This window comes from Pseudomonas sp. LLC-1 (assembly GCF_002992185.1).
GTDB lineage: Bacteria > Pseudomonadota > Gammaproteobacteria > Pseudomonadales > Pseudomonadaceae > Aquipseudomonas > Aquipseudomonas monteilii.
Map to the genome: position 1 here is coordinate 206,793 of NZ_LUVY01000016.1, position 25,868 is coordinate 232,660.

General features: G+C 60.7%; 24 protein-coding genes. 13 read left to right on the forward strand and 11 right to left on the reverse strand.

What is annotated here, in order from left to right; all coding sequences use genetic code 11:
- Position 1: 1 nt before the first annotated feature.
- The 3 genes from A0O30_RS17935 to A0O30_RS17940 form a co-directional block, all read right to left on the reverse strand.
- On the reverse strand, positions 2-256 hold the full coding sequence (locus A0O30_RS17935; protein WP_105947372.1) for a helix-turn-helix domain-containing protein: 255 nt from the start codon (positions 254-256) through the stop codon (positions 2-4).
- A 114-nt stretch (positions 257-370) separates the two neighbouring features.
- On the reverse strand, positions 371-1,084 hold the full coding sequence (locus A0O30_RS27710; RefSeq protein ID WP_146256316.1) for a hypothetical protein: 714 nt from the start codon (positions 1,082-1,084) through the stop codon (positions 371-373).
- Positions 1,074-2,327, reverse strand: a complete 1,254-nt coding sequence (locus A0O30_RS17940) for a tyrosine-type recombinase/integrase (protein WP_371921626.1) — start codon at positions 2,325-2,327, stop codon at positions 1,074-1,076. Before A0O30_RS17940 ends, A0O30_RS27710 begins: the two co-directional genes overlap by 11 nt.
- Before the next feature lie 522 nt (positions 2,328-2,849).
- Between A0O30_RS17940 and A0O30_RS17945 the strand changes: the two genes are divergently transcribed.
- Positions 2,850-3,173, forward strand: a complete 324-nt coding sequence (locus A0O30_RS17945) for a helix-turn-helix domain-containing protein (protein WP_105947373.1) — start codon at positions 2,850-2,852, stop codon at positions 3,171-3,173.
- Here A0O30_RS17945 and A0O30_RS17950 read toward each other — a convergent pair.
- A complete protein-coding gene (locus A0O30_RS17950) occupies positions 3,170-3,520 on the reverse strand; it encodes a type II toxin-antitoxin system RelE/ParE family toxin (RefSeq protein ID WP_105947374.1) in 351 nt (116 codons plus the stop codon). The two genes, A0O30_RS17945 and A0O30_RS17950, sit on opposite strands and share 4 nt — an antisense overlap.
- Positions 3,521-3,967: 447 nt before the next feature.
- On the opposite strand from A0O30_RS17950, the gene A0O30_RS17955 reads away from it, so the two are divergent.
- Both A0O30_RS17955 and A0O30_RS17960 read left to right on the forward strand, forming a co-directional pair.
- Positions 3,968-4,708 (forward strand): phytanoyl-CoA dioxygenase family protein, encoded by a 741-nt coding sequence (locus A0O30_RS17955; RefSeq protein WP_105947375.1) that lies wholly within the window; start codon positions 3,968-3,970, stop codon positions 4,706-4,708.
- A 21-nt stretch (positions 4,709-4,729) separates the two neighbouring features.
- Positions 4,730-5,530, forward strand: a complete 801-nt coding sequence (locus A0O30_RS17960; protein WP_105947376.1) for a TylF/MycF/NovP-related O-methyltransferase — start codon at positions 4,730-4,732, stop codon at positions 5,528-5,530.
- Between the two features lie 112 nt (positions 5,531-5,642).
- Here the strand turns inward: A0O30_RS17960 and A0O30_RS17965 are convergent, their stop codons facing one another.
- The gene (locus tag A0O30_RS17965) at positions 5,643-7,940 is read right to left on the reverse strand and encodes a TonB-dependent siderophore receptor (RefSeq protein WP_105947377.1); all 2,298 of its coding nucleotides are present in this window, start codon (positions 7,938-7,940) and stop codon (positions 5,643-5,645) included.
- Positions 7,941-8,080: 140 nt separating this feature from the next.
- Between A0O30_RS17965 and A0O30_RS17970 the strand changes: the two genes are divergently transcribed.
- The 3 genes from A0O30_RS17970 (at position 8,081) to A0O30_RS17980 (ending at position 11,977) form a co-directional block, all read left to right on the forward strand.
- On the forward strand, positions 8,081-8,803 hold the full coding sequence (locus tag A0O30_RS17970; RefSeq protein ID WP_105947378.1) for a response regulator: 723 nt from the start codon (positions 8,081-8,083) through the stop codon (positions 8,801-8,803).
- A 1-nt stretch (position 8,804) separates the two neighbouring features.
- Positions 8,805-10,172 carry an ATP-binding protein gene (locus A0O30_RS17975; protein ID WP_105947379.1) on the forward strand — a complete coding sequence of 456 codons (1,368 nt, stop codon included), beginning with the start codon at positions 8,805-8,807 and terminating at the stop codon, positions 10,170-10,172.
- 137 nt (positions 10,173-10,309) lie between these two features.
- Entirely contained in the window at positions 10,310-11,977 is a 1,668-nt protein-coding gene (locus tag A0O30_RS17980; protein ID WP_105947380.1) for an FMN-binding glutamate synthase family protein, read from the forward strand.
- A gap of 29 nt (positions 11,978-12,006) precedes the next feature.
- Here the strand turns inward: A0O30_RS17980 and A0O30_RS17985 are convergent, their stop codons facing one another.
- Entirely contained in the window at positions 12,007-13,326 is a 1,320-nt protein-coding gene (locus A0O30_RS17985; protein WP_105947381.1) for an OprD family porin, read from the reverse strand.
- A 475-nt stretch (positions 13,327-13,801) separates the two neighbouring features.
- On the opposite strand from A0O30_RS17985, the gene A0O30_RS17990 reads away from it, so the two are divergent.
- A complete protein-coding gene (locus A0O30_RS17990; RefSeq protein ID WP_105947382.1) occupies positions 13,802-15,877 on the forward strand; it encodes a TonB-dependent siderophore receptor in 2,076 nt (691 codons plus the stop codon).
- A gap of 71 nt (positions 15,878-15,948) precedes the next feature.
- Here A0O30_RS17990 and A0O30_RS17995 read toward each other — a convergent pair whose 3' ends face one another.
- Both A0O30_RS17995 and aguA read right to left on the reverse strand, forming a co-directional pair.
- On the reverse strand, positions 15,949-16,146 hold the full coding sequence (locus tag A0O30_RS17995) for a hypothetical protein (RefSeq protein WP_019096882.1): 198 nt from the start codon (positions 16,144-16,146) through the stop codon (positions 15,949-15,951).
- A gap of 194 nt (positions 16,147-16,340) precedes the next feature.
- A complete protein-coding gene (aguA, locus tag A0O30_RS18000) occupies positions 16,341-17,447 on the reverse strand; it encodes an agmatine deiminase (protein WP_019096883.1) in 1,107 nt (368 codons plus the stop codon).
- Positions 17,448-17,725: 278 nt separating this feature from the next.
- Between aguA and rfbC the strand changes: the two genes are divergently transcribed.
- Genes rfbC through A0O30_RS18020 form a run of 4 tightly spaced genes read left to right on the forward strand, consistent with a single transcriptional unit; the run spans position 17,726 to position 21,986 of the window.
- The gene (gene rfbC, locus A0O30_RS18005; RefSeq protein ID WP_019096884.1) at positions 17,726-18,271 is read left to right on the forward strand and encodes a dTDP-4-dehydrorhamnose 3,5-epimerase; all 546 of its coding nucleotides are present in this window, start codon (positions 17,726-17,728) and stop codon (positions 18,269-18,271) included.
- 42 nt (positions 18,272-18,313) lie between these two features.
- Positions 18,314-20,128, forward strand: coding sequence for an ATP-binding protein (locus A0O30_RS18010; RefSeq protein WP_060501232.1), 1,815 nt, complete (start codon positions 18,314-18,316; stop codon positions 20,126-20,128).
- Positions 20,125-21,531: a sigma-54 dependent transcriptional regulator gene (locus tag A0O30_RS18015; protein WP_105947383.1), complete on the forward strand. Its 1,407-nt coding sequence runs from the start codon at positions 20,125-20,127 to the stop codon at positions 21,529-21,531. Before A0O30_RS18010 ends, A0O30_RS18015 begins: the two co-directional genes overlap by 4 nt.
- Complete coding sequence (locus A0O30_RS18020) at positions 21,531-21,986, forward strand: YiiD C-terminal domain-containing protein (RefSeq protein ID WP_105947384.1); 456 nt, start codon at positions 21,531-21,533, stop codon at positions 21,984-21,986. The genes A0O30_RS18015 and A0O30_RS18020 overlap by 1 nt, the downstream gene beginning before the upstream one ends.
- 212 nt (positions 21,987-22,198) lie before the next feature.
- On the opposite strand, the gene cysQ is transcribed toward A0O30_RS18020, so the two are convergent.
- Positions 22,199-23,017: a 3'(2'),5'-bisphosphate nucleotidase CysQ gene (cysQ, locus tag A0O30_RS18025; RefSeq protein ID WP_105947385.1), complete on the reverse strand. Its 819-nt coding sequence runs from the start codon at positions 23,015-23,017 to the stop codon at positions 22,199-22,201.
- Positions 23,014-23,580 carry an ADP compounds hydrolase NudE gene (gene nudE / locus A0O30_RS18030; RefSeq protein ID WP_060501240.1) on the reverse strand — a complete coding sequence of 189 codons (567 nt, stop codon included), beginning with the start codon at positions 23,578-23,580 and terminating at the stop codon, positions 23,014-23,016. Before nudE ends, cysQ begins: the two co-directional genes overlap by 4 nt.
- 64 nt (positions 23,581-23,644) lie before the next feature.
- Here nudE and yrfG point away from each other — a divergent pair, with 64 nt between their 5' ends.
- Positions 23,645-24,307 (forward strand): GMP/IMP nucleotidase, encoded by a 663-nt coding sequence (yrfG, locus tag A0O30_RS18035; RefSeq protein WP_019096888.1) that lies wholly within the window; start codon positions 23,645-23,647, stop codon positions 24,305-24,307.
- A gap of 112 nt (positions 24,308-24,419) precedes the next feature.
- On the opposite strand, the gene lysM is transcribed toward yrfG, so the two are convergent.
- Positions 24,420-24,860 carry a peptidoglycan-binding protein LysM gene (gene lysM / locus A0O30_RS18045; protein ID WP_105947387.1) on the reverse strand — a complete coding sequence of 147 codons (441 nt, stop codon included), beginning with the start codon at positions 24,858-24,860 and terminating at the stop codon, positions 24,420-24,422.
- Positions 24,861-25,037: 177 nt separating this feature from the next.
- Here lysM and fdhD point away from each other — a divergent pair, with 177 nt between their 5' ends.
- Positions 25,038-25,868 (forward strand): formate dehydrogenase accessory sulfurtransferase FdhD, encoded by an 831-nt coding sequence (gene fdhD / locus A0O30_RS18050; RefSeq protein ID WP_105947388.1) that lies wholly within the window; start codon positions 25,038-25,040, stop codon positions 25,866-25,868.

A 25,868-nucleotide genomic window follows, 5' to 3' on the forward strand; every position in this document is an offset into this window, starting at 1 on the left:
CCTATTGAGTGTGATTCAAAACCGAACGAGCCAAAAACTCAGCTAAGTCGGTAATGCGATACCTGACATTCCGGCCAATCTTAAAATATGGAAGGTCATACCTACCTGCGCAGCGCCACACTGCTAGCGTTGATGTTTTCACACCGAGGATGACTGCCGCTTCTCTGTCACTGACATGCAAGGGTGGCCTCTCGCTGGCACCCAGGGTACTGAGAATTTCTGACTTGATAATGGCGACGACTTCAAAGGCGTGCATTAATAAATCTCCGTTAACTTGATTTGACGGAGATAGATTGACCTTGATAGGGCTTGAGTTGGGAGGGATGAATACTCAGGTTACCAGGGGGAATACATCCCCCTAGCAATTGGATTACGTAGGACTCACATCATCCAAATAGGACACCTCGACACTCCTGGTTGCCAAAGCCAACTTTATCAAAGCCCCTGGATCACTCATTTCTGGAAACACAGTCAAAATAATCCTATAAAATAAACTTCTTGGCTTAAATGATAATTTAATGCCGTACTTTTCACAGGAACTAGCTATATTAGCCACGAGCCCAACATGGGATCCATCAGTTCTAACGAGCCTCTGAGAAACATTCAGCTTGTACCAGAAAGCAGACTCATAAAGAACATCTATAATTTCCAGATCATAGCCCCATCCCGAAACTTGATCTAATCCAAGCTTACGCCAACCTGGCAAACTATCTTTATCATCATAGAATAAAGACGGTAGTTTTGACGTAATTGGATCTGGAAGCATCGTAGACTTTGAGATGGCGACATTATCAAGCATCACTTCTCTCGCCCCCCTGGGCAGAAATGACCAAGCCTTGCGTAAAGCTTTCAGACAATCCAAGTAGTTATCAATTCTCTCCAACTGCATTGCAGGCGGCTCATCCCCTCCGTAATTCTTTAGAAAATCTTCACGATGGGAGACATGCAAAATTATCGCTTTCGTTAACCCAGGTAGGTCTGCAGGAGGCTTTCGAAGCCGCTCTAGTAATAACAAGAGCTGCGCTTCTAAATCCTGACTATTAGGGGAAATAGTTTTTCTGGATCTCATTAGATTACCGACCACGCTTACTCTTGGTTGTGACTTCAGTAGATGCGCTCAACATAGCTTTGATTGCTGCATTGACCGACTCTCTCACTGGATCCAAGTCCAAACGTGCGTAAATTGACGTGGCTTGATGCGTCTTGTGGTTGAGCGATTTCCCAATGATTGCTAGAGACGCCCCCCCTCGGGCTTGCCAGCTACCCAAGGTTCGTCGCAAGTCATGCATTCTGAGATCGCTCATATCATAGTGGCTATTATCGATCCCCAGTACGGCAGCGGTAGCACGAAAGCGGCTATCGGCCATTCCAGGAGATTGATTGACTAACTCCCTTCCTTCATTCAGCTCGCCGACCGTAATATGGTTTTCCTGATAGAGGTAGTCCAGCAAACGACGCACGCTAGCCCTGCGGAGAATGTCGGCCCATGCTTTTTTTGGCTCAACAATATGGCCCGCTTTACTATTGCTCGGAAACACAAAGCTTGAAGAGCTTCGAGTTGACTCTCGCGCCCTCAAGGTTGCCACCGCCTCTGGAGAAAGCGTGACGTTCTGAGGGGTTCCATTCTTGGTCGATTCTATGCGCCATATTCCGCTATCCAGATCGAGGTCACGCCATGGCATTGCCTGCAAATTGGAGCGCCGGGCTCCTGTGAGTAATAGCAAAAAGAAGAAATCCGCCTTACTTGAGTCAGCAAAAGCAGCTAACAAGTATGGTAACTCTTTCGCCTGAGCAAAGCGGTCGCGTGAACGGGCGGGATTCTTCTGTATCCGGCCTGCTGGATTAACGCCATTGAAAAATTCATGATCAAGAGCATAGTTATATACTGAAGATACAATAGCTACGGCTTTATCAGCCTGTTCGCTTTTGACACTAGCCTTCGCGTGGATATTTTTCACATCTGCCCGCGCAATTTGAGATAGTTTTCTATCTGCAATTGATCTCATGTGAAGCCGGACGGTGTCGAGATAGTCCTTCCTGGTGCGCTCAGTGATTCGCGAGCCATCTCGCTTTCTCTTCTTAAGGAGCATCTCCTCCAGCACTTCAAGAAAACTGAACTCCTCCCGAATCGCGCGTCTAGCGGCAGCGGGATTTGATCCCTTGGCAAACTCAGCAAGAATCTGTTGCGCCGCAGTACGCGCCTGCTCGACAGTCATCTCAGGAAATACGCCAAGCTTCACCCAGGCCATGGAGGATCCAGCGCGTTTAATCACATAAAAGGTGCGAGAGCCTGCGGAGGTGATCCACCGTATCGTAAATGGACACACGCTTCCCAGGCTCAGGTACTGGATACCCAGCGAGTGTCGATTTTGAGAATTTCAGTTTTGTCATCACCAACCGCCTTAAAGTCCGGCTAGCACTGGCTATCAAAAATGGTAAATTTCAGAGATAGCCGGGAAAGCGGATCCTAGGCTACAAGCCTTGGTTTGTATAGGTTTGTAGAGGATGATCAACAACCATTAATCTATAGGGCAACTAACTTGTAATCAGTAGGTCCCGGGTTCGATTCCTGGTGCCGGCACCATACGCAGTACTCAAAAGGCTCACCGAAAGGTGGGCCTTTTTTGTTTTCGGTGTCACAAATCCTTGAAGACGACGCGATCGGTGTAGGAGCTGGCTTGCCTGCGATGGGCTGCGCAGCGGCCCCGGCAATCTCAAGAGAGCACATTTTCTAGGCAACAACGCAACTCAAAAAACAGACACGCCTTCAAACAAAAACGCTTTGACTCTCCAATCGAGCCCCGCTACGATTTATCTTAAATTTTAGATAATTCTGCTGAGGCAAGCCAATGGCGCTTCAATTCCACGAGAGCCCTTTCCACGTCACCCACGATGCGGAAACGGCCAGCAAGATGGCCTTGAAAATGGACCTGTCCATCTTCATCACAGACTGCATCAAGAAAATGGGCCTCAAGCAGCACGAGGCCGCAGCCAGGCTCAACGTGGCACAGTCACGGGTGTCCGAGCTGGCCAATGGCAAGATCGAGAAATTTACGCTGGACGCCATGATGGATATGCTCGACAAGCTCGGCTTTCGCACCAGCCTTGTCTTGCCCTCGAACGAAGCTGGCGCCCTTCCCCAGATTGTCATTTCGCAAACGCAAGGTTGCTAAACCCTGTAGCCCATTTTTCTCAGCTCCAGCTTCAGCTCCTTCAACCGGTCTTCAGCGACCTGCATCGCATGCCGGTCAGAGCGGTTGGTCGTTTTCACGAACGAATGCAGCACAACAACCATGTCTGCGTACTTGGCTACATACACGCATCTGAATGCCGGGCTGCCGTTGATGATGAGCTCAATCGCCCCCGCTCCCACCGAGTCCGTCAGTGACTTGATCGGCCGCCCAGGGTCCTGCCCGCACTGAATACGCCGCAGGTCCTTTCCGAAGTCGTCCTGCACATCCTGTGGCAGGTCCTTGTACTCACGCTCAGCTGCAGCACTGACGAATGCAAACTTTCTCACAGCAGTACCCAGAAAAAAACACTAAAGGTGCGGGCAGCATGGAAGCCAGAAGCTAGGGAATGTAGCGCAGTTGCATACGCCAGACGGGTGCAAAAATGTTTCTGGATTTCGCCCGTTGGACCATGAGAACCAATGTCCGAGAACACGGTGAATGCAGCGCTCAGAACGATGGGCTACGACACCAAGGTGGATATCTGCGGCCACGGGTTGCCCTCGACTGGCACGCCAACATGGTGCCCAAATGGGAATAGAGTTAGCCTGAACAAGAACACCCCCTAGCCCGAGGCCGGGGCCAAGCGCCGCGCTCAAGCTTTCGCCAGGCCTGACGATAAGCTAGTCAACGCGCTGCCGCCGTCTCAATGGCCCATGACCCATGGCCTGCAGGCCCAACGCTGAAGAAACGAGGCGGCGTAGAGAGTCGCGTGTCCAGGAAGTCGTAGGGGCCTTATGAGTGCTTTTTCGCTTGATTCAGATGGTTTCGAGATTTTTTCGAACGCCATTCCCCAGCCTTACATCTCAGGTATCGAGACGGAACTGCTCGACGTCGCCGCCCAGTTGGCGGGCCAGTCCTTCGACTCGCTGGACGCGGCCTGGAACCATTTCAAGGCGCATGACCGGGCACTGGGCGGGCTGCTATATAATGCCTTCAAGCGTTTACCTTCGGTGATGAGACTGGCCAGCTCCCCCGAGCTGCTGGCGTTGGCCCGTCGGCATGGCGACGTGGCGTCACCGGCGATCATCGATATCAATTGCCGCATCGACTCGTTCGGTGAGGACCGTTTCCTGTTCGACTGGCACCAGGACTACTGGTTTTCGGTGTGTTCGCCGCAATCGCTGGTGGCCTGGGTGCCACTGACAGCGGTGGACCAGAATACCGGCGGCCTGGACCTGATCTCCCATCGGCATACCCAGGGGCGGCTTTACCGGACCCGGCCCGGCGACACCTATGTCACCTATGCCGACTCGGTGCTGCTGGACGAGGCGATTCCGCAGGCGCACGCGCAGTCCATCGAAGGGCTGTGCTGCCCGGGCGATGTGGTGCTGTTCAAGTTCAATACGCTACACAAGTCACGGCCGGTCGCGTCCGCGCAGCACTCGCGGTTCACCATCCAAATCAGGATCGCTGACTTCGGCAATGCAGAATTCATCAGCCATGCGTTCAAACCCAACGTGGTTTCTTCGTTGTAGTTTTCAAAGTAAAGGTGGTCTATGGCGATCTGGGATCTAACCCCGCATGACGCACCCCTCGAACAGATGTACGGGGTGCAGTCTGACAAAGACAAAAAGTTCTGGAACGATCTGGAAGACATTCAAACCCAGTATCCGCACGGTACGCTGCACACGCTGACGCATTGGCCGGTGTACACCAAGCGGATCCTGATGACGCGTTTCCTGGCTCATTTCGAACTGTTCAAGATGACCGTGGACCTGCCGGGGAGCATCGTCGAGCTCGGCGTTTCGCGTGGCGTGTCATTCTTCACCTTCCACAAGTTCCTGGAAATCTTCGCGCCCACCGACACCTCCAAGAAAGTCTATGGCTTCGACTCGTTCGAAGGCCTGTCCGACTTCAACAGCAAGGATGGCGTGGCGGTCAACGACCTGCAGGCCGACAAGAAGTCCGGCGGCTGGTCGGCCGAGTCGGTCGAGGGCGAGATCTTCGCCCTGACCCGGCTGTTCAACGAAGACAACATCCTCGCTCGGGAGCGCTCGCGGCTGATCAAGGGGCGGGTCCAAGACACCTTGGAACCTTTCCTGGAGGCCACGCCTGGCCTGCGTATCAACCTGCTGCACTTCGACCTGGACCTGTACGAGCCGACGCTGTACACCCTGGAAAAGCTCTGGGACCTGGTGGTGCCGGGCGGCGTGGTGGTGTTCGACGAGTACGGCCTGCCGCCATGGGGTGGTGAGGCGACGGCGTTCGATGAGTTCGTCAAGTCGCGCAACATCAAGGTCACCTTGCGCAAGTTCCCTTGGTGCCTGACGCCGACGGCCTATTGCATCAAAGAGTGACCGTGGTTGAGCGGGCTCTTTGCGGGCCTGCAGTAACGACAAAGCCCGGGCATGCGCCCCGGGCTTTGTCATTTCTATCGGCCGTAATCGCCACAAAGGGCAGCGGCTTTGATCAGAACGCCGTGCTGACAGTCAGCGACAGATTACGCGGGTCACCATAAATCGCCCCCGCATAGAACCCGTACTGGGTGTAGTAGTGCTTGTCGAACAGATTGTTGGCGTTAACGCTGACACTGGTGTCGTCAGTCAGCTGGTACTTGGCCATGGCATTCCAGATGGCATAACCGGACCAGTTCACGTCGGTGGCGCCGTTGCTTACGCCATTGGTGGGCTGGCCAGCCGGGCTGGAAATGGCGCGGATGTTGGATTGCGCGGTCACACCGGCACCCAGGGTCAGGCGGTCGAGCGGGCCGCTGAGGCGGTAGGTGGTCGAGGCCTTGAACAGGTGCGACGGGTCGCTGCGACCGTCACTGTCGACGCGGCGGAAGTGCAGGTAGGTGTAGCCGGCATACACGTTCCAGTTGGGGGTCAGGGCGCCCGCGACTTCCAGGTCGATGCCGTCGGTTTCCTGGCCGGAGCCGGCCTTGTAGGCGTTGCCACCGGTCGGGGTGGTCAGGTCGCCGTCCAGCACGGCCTTGTTTTCCTGCTTGGTGCGGAAGTACGCCGCCGAGGCGTTCAGGCGGCCGTCAAACCACTCACCCTTGATACCGGTTTCGTAGCTTTGCCCACGAATCGGCTCCACCTTACTGCCGCTGCTGGTTTCAGACGTCTGCGGCGTGAAGATGTCGGTGTAACTGGCGTACAGCGAGTAGTTGTCGTTGAGGTCGTACACCGCGCCCAGGTAGGGGGTGACGATGCCGTTTTCTTCCTGGCTACTGCGTGCACCGGCCACGCTGCGGGTGACAGAGGAGTAGTTGCTGGTGCGCACGCCGACGATCACCGACAGCGGGTCGGTGATGCTCAGGCGGGTGGCGGCGTACATGCCCTGCAAGCGGGTGGTGGTCTTGCTGTGGCGGCCGGTGCGTGAGGCGATGATGTCGTAGTCGTCGTCCACGCCGTTACGCCAGTCGGTCAGCGGGAAGCCGTTGTTGGCGCGGAACTGGCAACCCAATGCAGGCGCGCTGGCCATGCCGTCGCCAACCATGGTGCAGGTGTACTCCGGCGACCAGCCCACGGTGCGGCTGTCGTTGTAGCCGACCATCGCCTGGTGGGTGCGGCCGAACAGCTGGAACGGGCCGGACAGGTCGATCTGGGCCGACTGCTGGGTGGTGTCGCTGGAGCTGTGCAGGCCGTTGAGCACGGCGCCGCTGCCATCCTGGTCCCAGTAGCCGCCATAGGTGCCGCGCCCGGCCGAGTTGACTTTGGCCAGGCCACGGTGGTTCAGGGCTTCGGTAGTGGCTTGGGCGGCTTTCAGGTCCAGCGTCCAGTCGTTGTCGAAGCGGTGTTCCAGCGAGCCGAACGCGGTGCGGGTGGTGTACTCGCCAAAGCTCCAGCTCGGCACCACGTTGGTGCTGCGCGGCAGGTCGGTCTTGCTGCCGTCGCGGTACCACAGCGGGATGTTCGCACCCCAGCCGCCACCCACCACCTTGTTGTACTCGTACTGGTAGCCGGCACCCAGGGTGGTGGCGTCGTCCAGGTCGAACTCGAAGTTGGCCAGCGCGGCGCGGGAACGCTCGGACTGGTTGTCGCGGAACGAGTTGGCGTCCTGCTGGGTCATGACGAAGCGCGAACGCAGGCGGCCGTCTTCGGACAGCGGCAGGTTGAGGTCGGCGCCCAGGCGGCGTTTGTCCCAGCTGCCGTAGGTGGCGTAGGCACTGCCGCCAAAGGTTTTGGTGGGGGCCTTGCGGATCAGGTTGACCGTGGCCGAAGGGTCGCCGGTGCCGCCCAACAGGCCGTTGGCGCCGCGCACGATGTCGATGCGCTCGTACAGGTCCATGTTCAGCGCGTTGCCGCTGCCGCTGAAGTCGGAGCCGCCCTGTGTCTGCAGGCCATCCACCTTCCAGTTGCTGATCGAGTAACCGCGGGCACGGTAGTCGGTACGCCCACCCACTTCGGACTTGTTGGCCGTTACACCCGGCGTGGTTTCCAGCGCTTGCTCGATGGTGTGGATGTCGCGGTCATCCATCTGCTGGCGGGTGATGGTGGTGACCGACTGTGGCGTCTGCCGTGGCGTCAGCGCCAGGCCGGTAGAGCTGCGGGTGCTTTCGACCGTGTAGCCCAACTGGCCGGCATCGTCGGCGGGCAGCAGGGCGCTGTCTTCGATCTGCGTGGCGTCCAGCTCCAGGGGTTTGCTGTCGGCCGCCATGGCACCACCGCTAATGGCGACGGCGACGAAGAAGGCCAGCGGCTTGATGCGGTTGCCGCTTCGGCTGATGGGGGTGAAGGATTGCGGGATGCTCATGGGATTCATTTGGGAAGGCTTCGTATTTGCAGATGATTTTTTGTTAGGATTCTAGGGATCGGCCCTCCGGGCTCCAGACCCGACATGTACGGGGATGTAATTGAAGGTAATGAGCGCCACAGGCCCTCACCAAACAGGTGTTTTTCCGCATGAGCACGACCCTGCTGGTTGTCGACGATGACGACGAGATCCGCGAACTTCTTTGTGATTACCTGACAGATGCCGGCTACAACGTGCTGGCGGCTGCCGACGGCGAGCAAATGCGCGACCAGCTGGCACGGCACAAAGTGGAGCTGGTGGTGCTCGACCTGATGCTGCCGGGTGAAGACGGCCTTAGCTTGTGCCGCCAGTTGCAAGCGACCCCGGGGCTGGCGGTGATCATGCTGTCGGCCAAGGGCAGCACGCTGGACCGCATCATCGGCCTGGAAGTAGGCGCCGACGACTACCTGGCCAAACCTTTCGAGCCTCGTGAGCTGATCGCCCGGATCAAGGCCGTGCTGCGGCGCCCGCAACGCCTGGAAACACCCGCAGAAGAGCCTGCCGTGGTGGATGCCCAACTGTTCGCGGGCTTCCGCCTGGAACATGTGAAGCGCCTGCTCACCCGCCCCGATGGCGAAACCCTGACCCTGCCGCGCTCCGACTACCGCGTGCTGCGCGAACTGCTGGAAGCCAACAACCGGGTCGTTTCGCGCGACCAGCTGACCCGCAGTGCGTTCGGCCGCGACCACCTGCCCGATGACCGTTCGGTGGACATGTGCGTCAGCCGCCTGCGCCAGCACCTGCGCCGCGCACCGGCAGGTGCCGCGCAAATCCTCACCATCCGCAATGAAGGCTACCTGCTGAGCATCGCCAGTAACGTGGCGGATGCCTGAGATGCGCTGGCTTCGCCGCCTGTGGCCACGAACCCTGTTTGGCCAACTGCTGCTGATCATGGTCAGCGGCACGTTGGTGATCCAGTTGATGTCGAGCAGCATCTGGTTCGATGTGCGTTTCGCCCAGGTACTCGAAGCCCCCATTCGGCTGATCGCTGCACGCAGTGCACCGCTCATTGCCCAGGCCAACTGCCACGCTGGCACGTTGCAGGTACCCGCCCACTACCACCTGCGTTGCGCCGAAACCTTGCCCACACCAGAGCATGACGAACGTCGCGGGCGCAGGCGTGTCGAGCTGTTGCTGCATCAGGCCCTCAAATACGAACTGGGGCATGCCCAGGACGTGCGTCTGATAAAGGTGCAGCTTACCGATGAGCTGGGCCAGCCAATCGTCTGGCGCAGCCTGTTCGGGCTGCGCACGGCCCAGGCGCATATCCAGTTCGCGGTGCCGTTGGCCGATGGCCATTGGCTGACCATCGATGGCCAGGAACTGCAAGGCTGGAGCGGCGAGTCGGCCTGGGTGCTGATCAGCGATTACCTGTTGCGGGTGTATGCACTGCGCATCGTCGCGGTGTTGCTGGTGTGCCTGGTAGCCGTACGCCTGTGCTTGCGCCCCTTGCGGCGCTTGGCCGATGCCGCACGTGGCCTGGGTAGCAACCTTGAACAAGCGCCTTTGGCACTGGATGGCCCGGAGGAAGTGCGCCAGGCTGCCCAGGCCTTCAATGCCATGCAGCAACGCCTGATTGCCATGGTCAACGACAAGGCCTACTTCCTGGCCGCCGTGTCTCACGACCTGCGTACCCCGCTGACCCGCATGCGCCTGCGCCTGGAGCGCCTGCCCGACGATGAGCACCGACAGCGTCTGCGGCAGAACATTACGCAGATGGACGACATGATCGGCCAGGTGCTCGACTACCTGCGCGCAGGGGAGCAGTTGAACCTGCAGCAAGTGGACCTGGACCGGCTGGTGGCACGCCAGTGCGCCGAACTGGCTACCCCTGAAGAACCGCTACCGGTGCATGGCCAGGCGGGTCATTCACAGCTCGATGCCCTGCTGCTGCAGCGCTGCCTGCAAAACCTGCTGGTGAATGCGTTGCGATACGCCAAGGACGTTTCGGTCACACTGGAACGGGCTACCACGGGGGTGTTCATCCATATCGATGACCGCGGGCCAGGGATTGCGCCAGCGCTGCTAGCGACCATCACCGACCCGTTCGTGCGCGGTGAAGGGTCGCGTAACCAGGCTTCCGGTGGGTATGGGTTGGGGTTGAGCATCGCTCAACGGATTGCCAGCAGCCATGGGGGGGAGCTGATGCTGGCAAATCGTGAAGGCGGTGGGTTGCGGGTCAGCATACTGCTGCCCATCTGAAGGCAGACGCGGTCCTACAGGGGACCGCGAACGCTCTGGAATACGCAATCAGGTAACAGTCTTTTACCGATTACCCAGGTTTTCCCCTGCCCGCCTTTGCCTATCCTATGCCCGGTCATCCTGCCTGCGATGGACCCATGAAACACTCTCTGCCCAGCCGCTACGCCTGCCTTGCCATCTGCCTATTGTTCACCTTCGCCAGCCTGCCACTGCTGCCCCAGCATGCCTGGCTCTGGCCACTAACGCTGATTACCGCCCTGCTCAGCCTGGTCGGGCTGAACGACCTGCGCCAGAGCCACCATGCCGTGCGCCGCAACTACCCGATTCTGGGCAACATCCGTTACCTGATCGAAACCATCCGCCCGGAAATCCGCCAGTACCTGATCGAAGGTGACGACGACAAACTGCCGTTTTCCCGCTCGCAGCGCTCGCTGGTGTACGCCCGCGCCAAGAACGAAAGCGCCGAGAAAGCCTTCGGCACGCTCAACGATGCCTACAAGCCCGGCTTCGAGTTCATCAGCCATTCCATGCTGCCAGTGGCTACGCCAGACCCGGCATCGTTCCGCATCGCCATTGGCGGGCCGCAATGCCGTCTGCCGTACTCGGCCTCGATCTTCAACATCTCGGCCATGAGCTTCGGCGCCCTCAGCGCCAACGCCATTGCCGCCCTGAACCGGGGTGCGCGCATGGGCCGTTTTGCCCATGACACCGGCGAAGGCAGCATCAGCCCGTACCACCGCGAACATGGCGGTGACCTGATCTGGGAGATCGGCAGCGGCTACTTCGGTTGCCGCACCGAGGACGGCCGCTTCGACCCTCGACGCTTCGCCGAGCAGGCCCGCTCGCCGCAGGTGAAGATGATCGAGATCAAGCTCAGCCAAGGTGCCAAACCGGGCCACGGCGGCATCTTGCCAGGGCACAAGGTCAGCCCCGAAATTGCCGAAACCCGTGGTGTGCGCGTAGGCGAAGACTGCATCTCACCCGCGGCGCACAGCGCCTTCCGCACGCCAGTGGAATTGCTGCAGTTCGTTGCCAGCCTGCGTGAGCTGTCGGGTGGCAAACCCGTTGGCTTCAAGTTTTGCCTGGGCCACCCGTGGGAATTCATGGGTATCGCCAAGGCCATGCTGGCCACCGGTATCACCCCGGACTTCATCGTCGTGGATGGCAAGGAAGGCGGTACCGGCGCGGCACCCCGCGAGTTCAGCGACAATATGGGCGTGCCCATGCGTGAAGGCCTGATGTTCGTGCACAACACCTTGGTCGGCCTGAACCTGCGCTCCAGCATTCGCATTGGTGCGGCGGGCAAGATCGTCAGTGCCTTCGATATCGCCAGCGTGCTGGCCATCGGCGCGGACTGGGTCAATTCGGCACGCGGCTTCATGTTCGCCATTGGTTGCATCCAGTCGCAGAGCTGCCACACCAACAAATGCCCGACCGGCGTGGCCACGCAAGACCCGCTGCGCCAGCGTGCCCTGGTGGTGCCAGACAAGGCCGAGCGGGTAGCCAGCTTCCACCGCAACACACTGCATGCACTGGCCGAAATGCTGGCGGCGGCGGGCCTGGAACACCCCTCGGAGCTCAAGCCCAAGCACCTGGCGCGGCGCATCAGCCCCAGCGAAATCGGGTTGTTTTCGGACCTGCACACCTTCCTCAAGCCAGGCGAACTGCTCAGTGGCTCGATTGAAAGCGAGTTTTATGCGCGGATGTGGCGAATGGCACGCAGCGACAGCTTTGCACCGGAGAATGGAGAGGTGATGCCCATAACGGCAAAAGCGGTGCGCCGAAAAGAAACAGCCCCGGCATAAGCCAGGGCTGTTGATACATCAGACCAGGATCAGAAGATGCTGATCGGGTACTCGACGAATACGCGGACTTCGTTGCCGTCGTCGTTGTAACCGTTCTGCTGCACGGCGTTGTTGGTACGCACGAACGAGCTACGCAGTTTGATGGACAGGTCCTTGGCCGGGCCGTCCTGCACCACGTAACGGATCTGGTTGAAGATCTCGCGCTCTTTACCTTCGCCGAAGCCCTGCGGGTTGGCGACGTTGCGGGTGTTGATGTTGTCACCCACGACGTAGGCCAGCTTGTAGGTCAGGCCCGGGATGCCGTAGGCACCGAAGTCCAGGCCATAGCCCAGCTGCCAGGAGCGCTCGTCTTCGGCGTTGAAGTCGGACCAGTACGAGTTGGCCAGGTAGATGGTCGAACCACCGTCACCCACGCCACCGGCGTTCTGGTAGAAGCCGTAGTTGTAGCCAGTGCTGCCGGTGCTGCGCTGGTGGGCGAGGGTGAACGAGTGTGCACCGTACGCGTAAGTGGCAGCCAGGCTCCAGATGGTGTTGGAGTCGCCGTTCAGGCCGGCAGCCTGGACGTACTGCTTGTCGATGTCCGATTTGTAGCCGTTGAAGTCCAGGGTCAGGGACTGGTCGCTGGCAATCGGGAAGACGTAGTTCAAGCCCAGGTAGTGCTTCTTCATCACGTCTTCGGTGTCGGCGGTGTACAACGAAGCGGTGAAGTTGTCGGTGAACTTGTAGCTACCACCGAAGACGTTGATCGACTTCAGACCGCCACTATCGCGGCCCTCGGCACTTTTGCGCGCTTCCTGGGTGAAGCGACCGGCGTTCAGTTCCAGGCCCTGGATCTCTTTGGAAGTGATCAGGGTACCGGTGTAGCTTTCTGGCAGCAGACGCGCATCGTCGTATTGCAGCACTGGCAGAGCTGGCATCTGGTCACCGTACTTCAGCACGGTGTTGGAGATGCGGAATTTCACTGCTGCACCGGCGCGGGCCAGGTTGTGCGGCGAGCTGGCGTTGCCTTCGGCGTTGGTGGTTTCGTGCGGCTTGAAGAAGTCGACGCCGCCGCCACCGTTGTGGCCTTTGCCGCCATCAAGGCGAACAGCGTACAGGCCGAATGCATCGACGCCGACGCCAACGGTGCCCTGGGTGAAACCGGAGTTGAAGGTGCCGATGAACGCCTGACCCCATTCGATCTGGTCGTCGGTGCCGTGCTTCTTGTCGCGGTTGATGTAGGCGTTGCGCAGAAGGACGTTGGCGTGGCTGTCCTCGATGAAGCCCTTGCTGTCGGCCTGGTCATTGGCCTGTGCCTGGGTCGCGGCGATCATCGCCAGGGCGACCAGGCTGATCCTGGTTTTCAACATGTTGTTTTCCTTATTTCTTAATCAAAAACGCTCTGCACTATGACGCCAGGAACCAACGCCCCTTCGTAGGTTCGACGCTATGCGGATCCAGCCTGGTGGGCCTGCCGGTAAGTACACGGCGGCCCTTGGCAGCAGCTTGGCCAAGATCATGGCCAGCAGGCGTTGGCCGAATCCTAGCCGTGTGCGATTACAAATGTCAAAAAGTCGTGAAATGCAGGTTGATATAACCAAAATGACCGGTAGGTCTGGTGCATTTTCACGCCACCTTGCGCTATCAGTGGGCAATTTATCTTGTGCCGGAAAAGGCCTTTTGATCGAACGGACAAATTCCCTGCGAAGGGCGATTTCGCAGCAGAAGAACCTGTTACAAATAGACACATATGTAAAGACAAGCCTTTACAAATACCCAAGCAAGAGCAAATAGCAAGCATTACCATTCGCACCTCTTTTTCACCTGCCCGGTCCGGATGTGCCCATGCTTGTACCCTGCCGCCTTTCCCCTCTCACGCTTGGCCTGTCGCTGCTGTTCAGCGCCAGCCTGGCCAGTGCCGCCACCACCACGCTGCCGGAGTCGTCGGTTACCGCCGACAGCGAACGCGAGAAGGACAACCCGCGTGTCAAAGAGGTGAGCACCGCCACCCGCACCTCGACGCCAGTGCGTTACGTGCCTCAGGCGATCGACACGGTGAAAACCGCCAACGTGCTGGACTACGGCAGCAACACCCTGGGCAAGGCGCTGGAAGGCATCCCCAACGTCAGCAGTGGCGCCGACACCCGTTTCGACAGCGTGCGCATCCGTGGCTTCGAGGCCAGCAACGACTTCTACCTGGACGGCATTCGCGACGACAGCCAGTACATCCGCGACCTGCACAACATCGAGCGGGTCGAGGTACTGAAAGGGCCAGCAGCAGTGCTGTACGGCCGTGGCAGCCAGGGCGGTATCGTCAACAGGGTCAGCAAGGCGCCAGAACCTGGCCGCCGCTCGACCATCGAAGCACAGGCCGGCAGCGAAGACCTGCGCAGCCTGTATGCCGACCTCAGCGCCGACCCCAGCGACACCGTCAGCCTGCGCCTGAACATGGGCAACCAGGACAACAACAGCTTCCGCGACGGGGTCGACGGCAGCCGCCAGTTGTTCGCCCCATCGATCAGCTGGCAGATCAACCCCGACCTGAACTGGCTGGTGCAGTACGAATACAGCCGCTACAACCGCACGCCCGACCGTGGCATCCCCGGGGTGAATGGCCGCCCGGCCGACGTCAGCCGCGGTACCACCTACGGCGACCAGCGCGACTACATCGATGACCACGCCCAGTCCCTGCGCTCACGCCTGAACTACCAGCTGAACGAAACCTGGCAGCTGCGCCATACCTTGGGCCTGTTCAAGCTCGACAGTGAGTTCGACAATACCTATGTCACGGGCTACAACGCCGGCACCAATGTCCTGACCCGCCAGCGCTGGCAGCAGGACCTGAACACCCGCAACCTGTTCAACAACCTGGAGGCTGAGGGCGATTTCGATACGTTGGGCCTGGAGCACAAGCTGCTGCTGGGCCTGGAGATCGGTAACCAGAAGCGAGACCCGGTGCTGTATAGCGCCGTTAGTCAGCCGCTTCCGGGCTTGGGAAGACCTGGCAACAACCAGCAGCACAATGGCAAGCTGTTGCTGTCGAGTGACAACCACACTGTGGTCGATAGCCGCGGCCTTTACCTGCAAGACCAGATCCGCCTGAACGATCAATGGCAAATCCTGGCTGGCGTGCGCTTCGACCAGTTCGACGTGGAAACCACCAACAAGGATGGCGTGCGCGAACCGCAGGACAGCAACAGCACCAGCCCGCGTCTGGGCGTGGTCTACACGCCATGGCGTGACCATTCGTTCTACGCCTCGTGGAGCAAGACCTTCTCGCCGGTGGGCGGCGGCCTGATCGGCATCACCCCGGGTGCGCCGGGCAACGGTAACGAAGCCAAGCCGGAAGAGACTCGCCAGAAAGAAATCGGGGTGAAAAGCGACTGGCTCGACCAACGCCTGACCACCACCCTGGCCGTCTACGAGCTTGAACTGTACAACCGCCGCACCCGTGATCCGGAAAACCTGAACAACATCCTGCTCAGCGGCTTGCAGCGTTCACGCGGCATCGAGCTGACCGCCACCGGCAACATTGTCGGCAACTGGTATGTACGCGGCGGCATCGGCCTGCAGGACGCCATCATCGTCAAGGACAACAACGGCCAGGAAGGCAACCGCATCAACGATGTGGCCAAGCGCAATGGCAGCCTGTTCATCACCTGGAAACCGGAGCTGGGCTGGTATGCCGAAACCGGCCTGACGCTGGTGGGTGAACGTTACGCAGACAACCAGAACACCACGGTGCTGCCGGGGTATGGCCGCTGGGATGCGCTGGCGGGGTACCGCACCCATGACTGGGATGTGCGGGCGGCGTTGAGCAACATTGCCGACAAGACCTACTACAGTTCGGCGACCAGTGCTGCGCAGATCATGGTGGGGGATCCACGCAGCCTGGTGGTGACGGGTAGCTACAGTTTCTGATCTTTATTGCGTGTGCCGGCCTCTTCGCGACTAATAACCGCGAAGAGGCCGGCACAGGTTTAAGCGATCGATCAGTGCCACACCCCCATCAACGCCTGCATTTCTGCATCGCTGATCAGCCCCTGGGGGTAACGCCCTGCAAGCAGCCGCTGTGGGTCGGTCGTCCTGACCTTGTTGCTTCCATGGTGCTTCAACCACTTCGCAACCCGCTTGAGCGATTGGTGATTCACTGCCGATGGGCGCAATGCCGACTCACTTGCTGCGTTCATTTCTACACGTACTCCCTGGCCCGTGAGCGGCAAATTTACGTAAGTATTGTTACAGATCCGAGAGCGCGGCCTGGCCGGGCTATCTGTTTGGCTATCCATTTGAAAACAATACAAAACCTATGCCAGCACGGGCCTCCGAACGTCGCCCGAAAAAAAGGCCCGTCACATGACGGGCCTCTTCATTCGCTCCGCGCTCAGCGCTTGACCGGCGCCGGCTGCTGCTGGGTCAGGCAGTGAATGTTGCCACCGCCCAACAACAGCTCACGACCCGGGATCATCACCACCTCGTGGTCGGGGAAGATCTTCGCCAGGATCGCTCTGGCTTCGGCATCTGCCGGGTCATCGAAGCTTGGCGCAATGATGCCACCGTTGACGATCAGGAAGTTCACGTACGAACCGGCCAGGCGCACCGACGGGTCACGCTCCTGGCTACCGGCCACATGATCGACACCGGCACACTCTTCAGCCGTGGCGAACAGCGGGCCCGGAATCGGCATTTTATGCACGATGAACTCACGGCCCTTGGCATCGCGGGTGTTCTTCAACACCTCCATGGCCGCGTGGCAGCGCGCATAGTTGGGGTCGTTGGAATCATCGGTCCAGGCCAGTAACACTTCGCCTGGGCGCACGTAACAGCAGAAGTTGTCGACGTGGCCGTCGGTTTCGTCGTTGTAGAGGCCATCCGGCAGCCACACCACAGTGTCGACCGCCAGCTGGTCACGCAGCACCGCTTCGATCTGCTCGCGGTTCAGGTGCGGGTTGCGGTTACGGTTGAGCAGGCATTCCTCGGTGGTGATCACGGTGCCTTCACCGTCCACGTGAATCGAGCCGCCCTCAAGCACGAAGCCTTCGGTGTGGTAGCGCTGGCAGCGCTCCATCTCCAGCACTTTGGCGGCCAGCTCCTCGTCACGGTTCCAGGGTGCATACAGGCCGCCATCGAAGCCGCCCCAGGCATTGAAGCCCCAGTCCACACCACGCACTTCACCCTGGTCGTTGATGACGAAGGTGGGGCCGGTGTCACGCACCCAGGCGTCATCGTTGCTGATTTCGACTACGCGAATGTTCGGCTGGTCGAGCTGGCGGCGGGCATTTTCGTACTGGCCGGCAGAGGCTGCGACGGTCACAGGCTCGAAGCGGGCAATGGCCTTGGCCAAGGTGACGTGGGCTGCCTGGGCAGGCTTACCACCCAGGCGCCAGTTGTCCGGGCGCTCCGGCCAGACCATCCACACCTGGGTTTGCGGGGCCCACTCGGCGGGCATGTGGAAACCATCGGCACGGGGCGTGGTGTTGAGGGTTTTCATGGGTGACCTCTGTGATGGCCCTGAGCCGGACTGTGCTGGGGCGTTTGTGAATTTATAACCGATATATATCGATATTTAAAGCCCAACAGTCGGGGCTTTTCCGCTAAAACGACAAATTTGTACCGATAACAATCGAACCTAATCTGCCCTTGTCTGGTGCCGATAACAGTCTGACGTCTACCATAGCCACACCTTATGCATCCTGTTACAGCTCCCAGCGGAAAATTCCAGCGGGGCCGACTAGGGTCAATACTTGGGCAACGGGCCAGCGAGCCACTATGAACATCATTCCTACTGCAATACCTGAAGTACTGATTATCGAGCCGAAGGTTTTCGGTGACAGCCGTGGTTTTTTCTTCGAAGCATTCAACGCGCGTGAGTTCGCACGGCAAACCGGCGTGAATGCCGAATTCGTCCAGGACAACCACTCACGCTCCATCAAGGGCGTACTGCGCGGGCTGCATTACCAGGTGAAAAACACCCAAGGCAAACTGGTGCGCGTGGTGCAGGGGGAAATACGTGATATCGCCGTTGACGTGCGCAAAAGCTCGCCAACGTTCGGCCAATGGGTTGCCGTGCATCTGTCGGCCGACAATCACCGTCAACTGTGGATTCCACCCGGTTTCGCCCATGGCTTTGCAGTAATGAGCGAGTCGGCCGAGTTTCTCTACAAGACCACCGACTACTACAACCCGGACGCCGACCGCTGCATCCGCTGGGACGACCCACAATTGGCAATCAACTGGGGGCTGCAGCAACCCCCGGTGTTATCAGACAAGGACAAGGTCGGCCTGCCACTGGCAGAGGCGGAACTGCTGCCTTAACTAGCGCATAATTGCGCCAGACTTTTCTGGCGCATTTACGTGATGATTGCAAAACCCACGCCCCCACGCCGTCCCCGCTGGCGCAGCCTGGCCCTGTTGGCCCTTTGCCTGGCCCCGCTCCTGTGGCCCCTGCACCACCTGGCCGAGCGTTACTACCAGGATGAACTGGCCTCGCAGAACCGCCAGACCCTCGACCTGTACGTTGCCAACCTGCTCGGCACCCTGCACCGTTATGAGACCCTGCCACAAATCCTTGGCGACCTGCCGGCGCTGCGGGGTGTACTGGCCGACCCGTTCCGCCTGGAAGCAGTAACCAACGCCAACCGCCTGCTCAAGGACATCGTGCAGCAGACCGGCGCCGAGGTGATGTACCTGATGGACATCAGCGGCAACACCCTGGCCGCATCCAACTGGGACAAGCACGACAGCTTCGTCGGCCGCAATTTCGCCTTCCGCCCCTACTTCAACGAAGCCATGGCCGGCCACCTGGGCCGCTTTTTCGGCCAGGGCACCACCTCGGCCAAGCGCGGCTACTTCTTTGCCGCCGCCGTGCGGGACCGCGAGCGTGTCGTTGGCGTGCTGGTGGTGAAGGTTGACCTCGACCATACCGAGACCCTCTGGGGCCGTACCCCCGAGCAGCTGTTGCTGACCGACCACAATGGCGTGGTCATCCTCACCTCGCGGCCTGACTGGCGCTTCCGCGCTACCCGTGTGCTGACCGAAGCCGAACGCCAGGCCATCATCGCCATCCAGCCCTACCCGACCCAGGCACCGCAACCCCTGATGCTCAACCCGGATGCCTGGATCACCCAGACCCGCGATATCAAGGAAACCGGCTGGCAAGTAAGCATTCTCGCCCCTCGCCTACTGGTCGACCGTTCGGTACAGACGGTAATGGCCATCGGCGCAGGCACCCTGCTGGTGGTGATGCTGTTGGCCGGGCTGGTGATGCAGCGGCGCCGCCACTACATCGACCGTATCGACTTCGAGGCCCGTGGCCGCCAGCAGCTGGAAAAGCGTGTGGCCGAACGTACGGCCGACCTCGAAGGCCTCAACTCCCGCCTCAAAAGCGCCGTGCTGGAACGCGAGAACGCTCAGCAGGAAGCGGTGCGTGCCCAGGACGAACTGGTGCAGGCCGGCAAGCTGTCGGTTCTCGGCACCATGTCGGCCAGCATCAGCCATGAGCTGAACCAGCCACTGGCGGCCATCCGCAGTTATGCGGAAAACGCCGAGATCCTGCTCGACCACCAACGCACCGAAGACGCCCGCGGCAACCTCAAGCTGATTGGCGAACTGACCGGGCGTATGGCCTCGATCATTGCCCACCTGCGCGCCTTCGCCCGCCGCGACCGGCACGCCCCGGAAAGCGTAGCCCTGCAGCCGGCCCTGGACGATGCCCTGGCGCTGCTGGCCAAGCGCCGCCGGGCCATGGCCGTGGAGCTGATCCGCGACCTGCCCGAGGCCACCTTGTGGGTACAAGCCGGCGAAACCCGCCTGCGCCAGGTATTGGGCAACCTGCTGGCCAACGCCCTCGACGCCCTGACCGAAAAAGCCAACCCGCGCCGCTTGTGGCTAAGTGCCGAGCAACGTGATGACTGCGTCTACCTGTACATCCGCGACAACGGCCCCGGCTTCAGCCGCCAGGCCCTGGAGCACGCCAAGGAGCCATTCTTCACCACCAAGACCCGCACCCAGGGCCTGGGCCTGGGCCTGGCCATCTGTGAAAGCCTGATGCGTGCCCTGGGCGGTGAACTGCTGCTGGCCAACCACCCGGAAGGCGGCGCGCTGCTGACCTTGCAACTGCGTGTGGCCGCGCCTGGCGCTACTTTGCCCAATTCGGAGGACCCCTCGGCATGACCACCGAGACACTGATCGACAGCCGAGCCCAGGTCATCCTGGTCGACGATGACCCGCACCTGCGCCAGGCACTGAGCCAGACCCTGGACCTGGCCGGCCTCAAGGTGGTCGCGCTGGCCGATGCCCAAGGCCTGGCCGACCGTATCGAGGCCGATTGGCCCGGCGTGGTGGTCAGCGACATTCGCATGCCCGGCATCGATGGCTTGCAACTGCTGGAGCAATTGCATGGCCGCGACAGTGAGCTACCGGTGCTGCTGATTACCGGCCACGGCGATGTGCCGCTGGCGGTGCAGGCGATGCGCGCCGGGGCTTATGACTTTCTGGAAAAACCCTTTGCCACAGACGCCCTGCTCGACAGCGTGCGCCGCGCCCTGGCCCTGCGCCGCCTGGTGCTGGAAAACCGCAGCCTGCGCCTGGCGCTGAGCGACCGCCAGCAACTGGCCACCCGACTGGTAGGCCATTCGCCATCCATGCTGCGCCTGCGCGAACAGATCGGCGCCTTGGCCGGTACCCGCGCCGATGTGCTGATTTTGGGTGAAACCGGCGCAGGCAAGGAGGTAGTGGCCCGCGCCCTGCACGATCTGTCCAGCCGCCGCGAGGGGCCGTTCGTGGCAATCAATGCCGGCGCACTGGCCGAGTCGGTGGTCGAGAGCGAACTGTTCGGCCATGAGCCGGGCGCATTCACCGGCGCGCAGAAGCGCCGCATCGGCAAGTTCGAGTTTGCCAACGGCGGCACGCTGTTCCTCGACGAAATCGAGAGCATGAGCCTGGATGTGCAGGTGAAGCTGCTGCGCATGCTGCAAGAGCGGGTAGTCGAACGCCTGGGCGGCAACCAGTTGATCCCGCTGGACATCCGTATCATTGCCGCAACCAAGGAAGACCTGCGCCAGTCTGCCGACCAAGGCCGCTTCCGCGCTGACCTGTACTACCGCCTGAACGTGGCACCGCTGCGTATTCCACCGCTGCGCGAACGCGGCGACGACATTCTGGTGCTGTTCCAGCACTTCGCCGACGCTGCCAGCCAGCGTCATGGCCTGCCACCGCACACCCTGCAACCGGCCCAGCGCGCCGTGCTGCTGCGCCACGACTGGCCAGGCAATGTACGCGAGCTGCAGAACGCGGCCGAGCGCTTCGCCCTTGGCCTGGAACTGGCCCTGGACGGTCAGGCGCCACCGGCAGCAGTCCCTGCAGCGCCCGTGCTGATTGGCAACCTGAGCGAACAGGTCGAGCAGTTCGAACGCTCGCTGATCGCTGCCGAACTGGCCCAGCCACACAGCTCCATGCGCAGCCTGGCCGAGGCGCTGGGCATCCCCCGCAAGACCCTGCACGACAAGCTGCGCAAGCACGGCTTGAGCTTTGACGGCGGCAGCGGCGGGCATGACGACCATGAGGACAACCGTTGATGAACACCGATAGCCAATACCTGCAGTCCGTCCTGCACGACGACATCCCCCTGACCCGCGAAATGGGGCTGGAAGTACTCGACTGGCAGCAGCACACCCTGCGCCTGCAATTGCCACTGGCGGCCAACGTCAACCACAAGAGCACCATGTTCGGCGGCAGTTTGTACTGCGCAGCGGTGCTGGTGGGTTGGGGCTGGCTGCACCTGCGTCTGCGTGAGCTGGGGATCGATGACGGGCATATCGTCATCCAGGAGGGGCAGATCAGTTACCCACTGCCGGTTACCGGTGCGGCGGTGGCGCGCTGCGCGGCGCCGGATGAGAAAACCTGGGAGCGGTTCGTGAACATGTACCAGCGTCGCGGGCGGGCGCGGTTGACGCTGGAGACAACAGTGAGCAATGTCGGGAGTGACGAGCCTGCCGTGAAGTTCAGTGGCCAGTACGTGCTGCACCGCTGACTGCGGGTAAATACTGATGCCTGTCAGTTAGTGCTGTTGGGGCTGCTGCGCAGCCCATCGCCGGCAAGCCAGCTCCCACAGGGCAGCGCCATGCTGAGAGTCTGCGCAGTACTTGTGGGAGCTGGCTTGCCGGCGATGGGCCGCAAAGCGGCCCCAGCGATATAGGCGGCGAAGCTGAAATCCTGAGCTCCCACAGAGTGTGGTGATACCTGTCAGATCAGCTTCAGGAAGGCCTGGCGCCACGTAGCATTGGCCGGCAATGCCAGGAAATACGGATTCAGCAGCGACTCCCGCGCCGGGTACCGGAACGGCAAACCATCCAGCCCGATTACCTCCCCACCAGCCCCTTCCACCACCCCCTGCGCCGCCGCAGTATCCCACTGCGAAGTCGGCGCCAGGCGCGGATAGCAATCGGCACTACCCTCAGCCAACAGGCAGAACTTCAGCGAACTGCCGATATTGGCCAGCTCCAGCTCCCCCACCGCAGCACCCAGCCCGGCCAACAGCGCTTCCTGCTCCGGGCTGGAATGCCGACGGCTGGCAACTACGGTGAAACGCTCGCCCACAGCGGGTGCGTTACGCACCTGGATCGGCTGTGCTGCCTCACCGGCCTCCGCACGCCAAGCCCCCAAACCCCGCCCACCAAAGTAGCAGCGCCCATTGGTCGGCATCGACACCACGCCAAACACCACCTCACCGTTTTCCACCAGCGCGATGTTGACCGTGAACTCCTCACTGCCCGCGATGAATTCCTTGGTGCCATCCAGCGGGTCGACCAGCCACCAGCGGCTCCAGCCCTGGCGCTCGGCCAACGGAATGTTGCAGTCTTCTTCGGACAACACCGGAATGTGCGGGGCCAGCGCCAACAGGCCCTCGGCAATTACCCGGTGCGCTGCCAGATCGGCGGCGGTTACCGGCGAGTCATCAGCCTTGTTGGTAACCGCTACATCGGCACGCCAGAACGGCAGGATCGCCTCGCCCGCCGTCAGCGCCAGCTTGACCACTTCGTGCATCAGTTGCAGGTCGTTCATAGCTCCAGCAGCCCCCGCTGGATCAGCAGGTCACGCGCCAGGTACAGCGCCGCCAAGGCACGTCCTTCGGTGAACTGCGGGTGCATGGCCAATGCCGACAGCTCGCGCAGGTTGACCTTGTCGACCCGCATCGGCTCCGGCTCGTCGCCTTCCAGGCGTTCTTCGTACAGGTCGCTGGCCAACACCACCTGGATTTTCTGGCTCATGTAGCCCGGCGACAGCGACAGCTCGGTCAGGTGCTCCAGCTGACGCGCGCCAAAACCGGCTTCTTCCTTGAGCTCCCGGTCGGCGGCCGCCAGCACGTCCTCGCCCGGTTCGATCAGGCCTTTGGGCAACGACAGCTCGTACTCATCGGTGCCACCGCAGTATTCCTCCACCAGCACAGCGTGCTCGGCGTCGAGCATGGCCACGATCATCACCGCACCATAGCCGTTACCCCGGCCCACCAAACGCTCGTAGGTACGTTCGTTGCCATTGCTGAAGCGCAATTGCACGGCTTCGACGCGAAACAGGCGGCTGCTGGCGACGATTTCGCGGCTGAGGACGGTGGGTTTCTGGCGCATGGGGCGGCTCCTTGGCGTGAACGGGTTACTATACCGTGGCTTGCCGACTGAACGAGAGTTTCCCATGCCTGTTCTTCCCTGGTCTGCCATCGATACCGTCCTGCTGGACATGGACGGCACCCTGCTCGACCTGCACTACGACAACCGCTTCTGGCTGGAGCACCTGCCCCAACGCTATGCCGAGCTGCACGGGGTAAGCCGGGCCATGGCGGAAATGGAGCTGCAGCCGCTGTTCGAACGCAATGCCGGCACGCTGAACTGGTATTGCCTGGACTTCTGGAGCCGCGAGTTGCGCCTGCCGATTCGCGAGCTGAAGCAGGAAATCGCCGACCTGATTGCCCTGCGGCCGGATGCCGATACTTTCCTGGCGGCGATTCGCCAAGCCGGCAAGCGGGTGGTGATGATTACCAACGCGCATCGTGATTCGCTGTCGCTGAAGCTGGAACGGGTGGAACTGGCGCCGTATTTCGAGCGGCTGATCAGCTCACACGATTATGGCTACCCGAAAGAGAGCCCGCAGTTCTGGGATGCGTTGCAGGCGGATATCGGCTTTGAGCCGGCGCGCAGCCTGTTTATCGATGACACGTTGGCCATACTGCGCAGTGCGCGGCGGTTTGGTGTGGGGCATTTGTTGGCGGTGCGCCAGCCGGATAGCCAGGCTGGGCCACGGGATACCGAAGAGTTTGCCGCAGTCGAGGATTACCGGGAACTATTGGTAGGCCTGTGAGGGCCTCTTCGCGGGCTCGCCCGCTCCCACAGGTACAGCGCCACATTCACGACTGGCGCTGTACCTGTGGGAGCGGGCAAGCCCGCGAATGGGCCGGTACAGGCGGAAGAAATCATTCAGGAATACGAAGCTCCTGCCCCGGATAGATCTTGTCCGGGTGCGACAGCATCGGCTTGTTGGCCTCGAAGATCTTGTTGTACTGGTTGGCATTGCCATAGACCGCCAAAGAAATGGCCGACAGCGTGTCGCCCTTCTTCACCGTAACAAACCTGGCCGCCACCACCACCGGCCCGGTTACGGTAATCTGGTCCTCCACACTTGCAACGCCATTGATGTTGCCGGCGGCGAGAATGATCTTCTCCTTCTCCTCCTGGCTGGCCACCTCACCCTTGAGGATAATCTTGTCACCCTCTACAGTGGCACTGATGTTCGGATTACCCAGGCCGACCTTTTTCACGTGTTCCTTTAACTGCTCTTCGGCATTGGCATTACCGGGAGTCAGCAGGTCGATCAACTTCTCGCCGGCTTCCTTCACGAAACTGAACAGGCTCATTGTGTTCTCCTTGTTGACGAAACCTCGGACACACGAGTCTAGGCCAGCTTTTCCACTCCCGCCCCTGTGCGACCAATCGACGCGGTCTATCACGGCATAGACCCTAGCGATTAGACGCCGCCGGCCCGCAAGCCTAGGCTTGTGCTATCAGAAAGCCGCCGGTATTCAACGCCTCCGATGAACAGCAAACCTCCGGTCTGCGCGGCCTCATCGCCCTTGTCCATGCCCGCCGCCAGCAACACCTACGATTACGTCCAGCTCAGTGACGCCAAACGTGACAGCACGCCGCTGGCCGAAGAAGTAGCCCTGGCCATCGTCTACAACGGCCTCAACCAGGCAGTGATGCTGGTCAGCCCCACCGACCTTGAAGACTTTGCCGTCGGTTTCAGCGTTGGCAGCGGCATTGTCGAAGGCACGGCCGAAATCTACGACCTGAAGCTCTCCGGCAGTGGTTCGGCGATGTATGCCGACCTGGAAATCTCCAGCCGGGCCTTCTGGAACCTGAAAAACCAGCGCCGCCAACTGGCCGGCACCAGTGGTTGCGGCCTGTGTGGGGTCGAAGCGCTGGAGCAGGCCCTGCCGGACCTGGCCGTACTGCCCGGTGCGCCCTTGCCCCCGGCCCAGTGGCTGGTCGGCCTGCGTGAGCGTATCGATGCCTTCCAGCCGTTGGGCCAGCATTGCGGCGCCGTACATGCTGCGCTGTTCATGGACCGCCATGGCAAATTGCTGCTCGGCCGCGAAGATATCGGCCGGCACAACGCCCTCGACAAGCTGATCGGCGCACTGCTGCGCCAAGGCATCGACAGCCAGGGTGGCCTGGCCATCGTCACCAGCCGCTGCAGCCTGGAGCTGATCCAGAAGGTGCTGCGTGCCGGCATCCAGACCCTGGTCAGCCTGTCGGCGCCCACCGGCCTTGCCCTGCAATGGGCGCGCAAGCACAACCTCAACCTCATCCATTTGCCCAAGCACAGCGCACCGCGGGTCTACAGCCCAGCGGCGGAGTCGTAA

Coding starts and splice junctions, on each gene's coding strand:
- A0O30_RS17935 (WP_105947372.1), bottom strand. CDS start 256: ATGCACGCCTTTGAAGTCGTCGCCATTATCAAGTCAGAAATTCTCAGT.
- A0O30_RS17945 (WP_105947373.1), top strand. CDS start 2,850: ATGGCGCTTCAATTCCACGAGAGCCCTTTCCACGTCACCCACGATGCG.
- A0O30_RS17955 (WP_105947375.1), top strand. CDS start 3,968: ATGAGTGCTTTTTCGCTTGATTCAGATGGTTTCGAGATTTTTTCGAAC.
- A0O30_RS17960 (WP_105947376.1), top strand. CDS start 4,730: ATGGCGATCTGGGATCTAACCCCGCATGACGCACCCCTCGAACAGATG.
- A0O30_RS17965 (WP_105947377.1), bottom strand. CDS start 7,940: ATGAATCCCATGAGCATCCCGCAATCCTTCACCCCCATCAGCCGAAGC.
- A0O30_RS17970 (WP_105947378.1), top strand. CDS start 8,081: ATGAGCACGACCCTGCTGGTTGTCGACGATGACGACGAGATCCGCGAA.
- A0O30_RS17975 (WP_105947379.1), top strand. CDS start 8,805: ATGCGCTGGCTTCGCCGCCTGTGGCCACGAACCCTGTTTGGCCAACTG.
- A0O30_RS17980 (WP_105947380.1), top strand. CDS start 10,310: ATGAAACACTCTCTGCCCAGCCGCTACGCCTGCCTTGCCATCTGCCTA.
- A0O30_RS17985 (WP_105947381.1), bottom strand. CDS start 13,326: ATGTTGAAAACCAGGATCAGCCTGGTCGCCCTGGCGATGATCGCCGCG.
- A0O30_RS17990 (WP_105947382.1), top strand. CDS start 13,802: ATGCTTGTACCCTGCCGCCTTTCCCCTCTCACGCTTGGCCTGTCGCTG.
- A0O30_RS17995 (WP_019096882.1), bottom strand. CDS start 16,146: ATGAACGCAGCAAGTGAGTCGGCATTGCGCCCATCGGCAGTGAATCAC.
- aguA (WP_019096883.1), bottom strand. CDS start 17,447: ATGAAAACCCTCAACACCACGCCCCGTGCCGATGGTTTCCACATGCCC.
- rfbC (WP_019096884.1), top strand. CDS start 17,726: ATGAACATCATTCCTACTGCAATACCTGAAGTACTGATTATCGAGCCG.
- A0O30_RS18010 (WP_060501232.1), top strand. CDS start 18,314: ATGATTGCAAAACCCACGCCCCCACGCCGTCCCCGCTGGCGCAGCCTG.
- A0O30_RS18015 (WP_105947383.1), top strand. CDS start 20,125: ATGACCACCGAGACACTGATCGACAGCCGAGCCCAGGTCATCCTGGTC.
- A0O30_RS18020 (WP_105947384.1), top strand. CDS start 21,531: ATGAACACCGATAGCCAATACCTGCAGTCCGTCCTGCACGACGACATC.
- cysQ (WP_105947385.1), bottom strand. CDS start 23,017: ATGAACGACCTGCAACTGATGCACGAAGTGGTCAAGCTGGCGCTGACG.
- nudE (WP_060501240.1), bottom strand. CDS start 23,580: ATGCGCCAGAAACCCACCGTCCTCAGCCGCGAAATCGTCGCCAGCAGC.
- yrfG (WP_019096888.1), top strand. CDS start 23,645: ATGCCTGTTCTTCCCTGGTCTGCCATCGATACCGTCCTGCTGGACATG.
- lysM (WP_105947387.1), bottom strand. CDS start 24,860: ATGAGCCTGTTCAGTTTCGTGAAGGAAGCCGGCGAGAAGTTGATCGAC.
- fdhD (WP_105947388.1), top strand. CDS start 25,038: ATGAACAGCAAACCTCCGGTCTGCGCGGCCTCATCGCCCTTGTCCATG.